A 2,662-nucleotide genomic window follows, 5' to 3' on the forward strand; every position below is an offset into this window, starting at 1 on the left:
CGATTGTACCGATGTTTAAGTGCGGTTTACTGCGGTCAAACTTTTCTTTTGCCATGATTTATAATTATTTTGTAGGTTAATTTATACTTAAAAATGTTATTCTTTATTCTCTTTTACGCTATTGARCCAACAATGGGATTTGAACCCATGACCTCTTCCTTACCAAGGAAGTGCTCTACCACTGAGCTACGTCGGCTTATTTTTGATTTCGGATTTGGGATGTTTGATTTCGGATTTACCTTAATCATCCATTCTTATCTTTAATCTCAAATTTTCAAATCCGAAATMGAAATTTCGAAATCCTTTGAGCGGAAGACGAGGTTCGAACTCGCGACCTATAGCTTGGAAGGCTATCGCTCTACCAACTGAGCTACTTCCGCTTGTTTAGTTCTCCATTTGCAGTTTTCAGTATACTAACCTGATAATGCAAATCCGTAACCTTTTTTAATCAAGTTAGCAGTCCTCAATCATCTGATAACTTTAATTGTTATCCGAAAACTGAAAACTGCTTACTCAATAAGTGGGGAGAGAAGGATTCGAACCTTCGTAGCCGAAGCAGCGGATTTACAGTCCGCCCCATTTGACCGCTCTGGTATCTCCCCATTAGTTGATTTCGGATTTGCAATGTTCAAAGTTGAAGCTAAACATTACACTTCCGAAAAAAACTGAGCCTCCTATCGGGATCGAACCAATGACCTACTGATTACAAGTCAGTCGCTCTACCAGCTGAGCTAAGGAGGCTTATATTTATTTAGCCTTTCAATTATTGAAACCTTTATGGCTCCTTTTATCGAGCGGCAAAACTAATAAGCTTTTTTATATTTTAAAGAACAATCTTCACAAAAATTTGCTGCGGTCAGCACCTCTCTGAAAGGGATTGCAAATCTACAAAAATTTCACCCTTTGCAAAATTTTTTATCAAAAAAAATCGACGGGCTGTAAACCCGTCGATTTTTACCAAAAAATGGCCTTTTTTATATTAAAATCCCTCTTCTACTTCCGTTAATATCACCTTTTTGGCGGCGGCATCGGCAATAGTTTTCTTCTGCTTATGCTTTTCAATCTGCTTGCGCAGGCTTTCAACTGCTAAATCCGTTGCCTCTTCAAAACTTTTGCATTTCTCTTTTGCGAAGATCTGGTTACCCGGCAACAATAGCTTGATCTCGGCAATTTTGTTTGCCTCATCTAACACATTCTCAAGCTTTAAGTAAACTTCGCCGCTAATAATATGGTCATAAAATGTATCCAGCTTATCAGCCTTTTTTTGAATAAAATCTAATAATTTTCTGTCTGCGGTAAAATGAATTGATTGCACTGTAATTTTCATGTTTCCTCCTTAATTACGCCTTTGGATGGGCTTGTTTGTAAATAGACTTTAATCGTTCAACTGAATTATGCGTATAAATTTGGGTCGCGCTAAGGTTAGCGTGGCCCAAAAGCTCTTTAATGGAGTTCAGGTCGGCTCCGTTGTTTAGTAAACTCGTTGCAAATGTGTGCCTTAGCACATGAGGGCTCTTTTTATTCTGGGTTGATATGTTGGCGAGGTATTTCTGCACTATCAAATAAATTAGTTTGGGGTATGCGTCGGCACCCTTAGTTGTAACGATTAACATTACGGAATTGTTATTAAAATTTTGATTTTTCTTTAATTCCAGGTATCGCCCAAGCAAAATCCGCAACTCGGTATTGATGGGGATAATGCGTTCTTTATTACGCTTGCCAAGCACTTTTAGTGTGCCTTCATAATCATTAATATCGCTGTCTTTCAGGCCCAAAAGCTCGGCCAGGCGCATGCCGGTACCAAACAGCATTTCAACCACCAGCTTGTTCCGTAAACCTTCAAAATCATCATCTGTAACAATATCGTTATCGAGCATTTGGGTAAGGCTTCCACTTTCAACCACAACCGGTAGTTGCTTTGGTATTTTTTGCGAGCGGATTTTTGATGCCGGGTTTTGCGCAATCACTCCTTCCTGCAGTAAAAACTTAAAATATTTGCGTAGGGTGGCCATCTTACGGTTTACAGAACGGGCCGTAAGTTTTTGGTTAATAAGCTCCACCATCCAGTTGCGGATGTCGTGGTAACTGATCTGGGCGGGATGTGTAATTATGGGTTCGGGAACAACTTTGGCATTACCAGGGTTGTTAAGGAAGAGCATGAACTGATCCAGATCTGACTGATAAGCAGATACCGTGTGAGGCGAGTACCGCTTTTCGAATTTAATATATTGGATAAAACGCTCTAAAAACATAAAAACTATTTGAACATCCAGAGAATGAATGTACAAATAGTTTTGTTAATATAGTGTCGGAAAATCTGAAAAAATTCTTTTGAGGGAATTAAACAGTTTCGATATTCATATTTTGCTTGTAGATGGCATGTTTAACAACATGACGACGGGTTACAGATTTTTTTTCAAAAGCCTGACGACTGCGTAGTTCTCTTAAAACACCTGTTTTTTCAAATTTCTTTTTGAAGCGTTTCAATGCTTTGTCTAATGATTCGCCGTCTTTTACGTTAATAATGATCATAATTTCCTAAATACCTCCTTTCAAGGGAGGGCAAAGTTAACTATTTGGTTTTGAATATCAAATAGGTAAGGGAAAATAGTTGACTGGGTTGATTAGGCAGGTAGTTTTCTGCGTGCTTGGCGATTTGCGA

3 protein-coding genes and 4 tRNA genes are annotated in these 2,662 nt (G+C 38.7%); all 7 read right to left on the reverse strand.

What is annotated here, in order from left to right; genetic code table 11:
- Positions 1-124 precede the first annotated feature (124 nt).
- Positions 125-196, reverse strand: a tRNA-Thr gene (locus AC1DPZ_RS25140).
- Between the two features lie 111 nt (positions 197-307).
- A tRNA-Gly gene (locus tag AC1DPZ_RS25145) sits at positions 308-380 on the reverse strand.
- A gap of 141 nt (positions 381-521) precedes the next feature.
- Positions 522-602: transfer RNA gene (locus AC1DPZ_RS25150), tRNA-Tyr, on the reverse strand.
- A gap of 66 nt (positions 603-668) precedes the next feature.
- Positions 669-741 (reverse strand) — tRNA-Thr (locus AC1DPZ_RS25155).
- 238 nt (positions 742-979) lie between these two features.
- On the reverse strand, positions 980-1,327 hold the full coding sequence (hpf, locus tag AC1DPZ_RS25160; RefSeq protein ID WP_477408645.1) for a ribosome hibernation-promoting factor, HPF/YfiA family: 348 nt from the start codon (positions 1,325-1,327) through the stop codon (positions 980-982).
- A gap of 13 nt (positions 1,328-1,340) precedes the next feature.
- Positions 1,341-2,252: a tyrosine-type recombinase/integrase gene (locus AC1DPZ_RS25165; protein ID WP_477408648.1), complete on the reverse strand. Its 912-nt coding sequence runs from the start codon at positions 2,250-2,252 to the stop codon at positions 1,341-1,343.
- An 88-nt stretch (positions 2,253-2,340) separates the two neighbouring features.
- Positions 2,341-2,532 (reverse strand): 30S ribosomal protein S21, encoded by a 192-nt coding sequence (rpsU, locus tag AC1DPZ_RS25170; RefSeq protein WP_259088615.1) that lies wholly within the window; start codon positions 2,530-2,532, stop codon positions 2,341-2,343.
- Positions 2,533-2,662: the final 130 nt, after the last annotated feature.

The sequence above is a fragment of the Mucilaginibacter sp. P4_G9 genome, assembly GCF_056400985.1.

Bases quoted from the DNA above. Each gene is read 5' to 3' on its own strand.
- rpsU (WP_259088615.1), bottom strand. From the start codon at position 2,532: ATGATCATTATTAACGTAAAAGACGGCGAATCATTAGACAAAGCATTG.
- hpf (WP_477408645.1), bottom strand. From the start codon at position 1,327: ATGAAAATTACAGTGCAATCAATTCATTTTACCGCAGACAGAAAATTA.
- AC1DPZ_RS25165 (WP_477408648.1), bottom strand. From the start codon at position 2,252: ATGTTTTTAGAGCGTTTTATCCAATATATTAAATTCGAAAAGCGGTAC.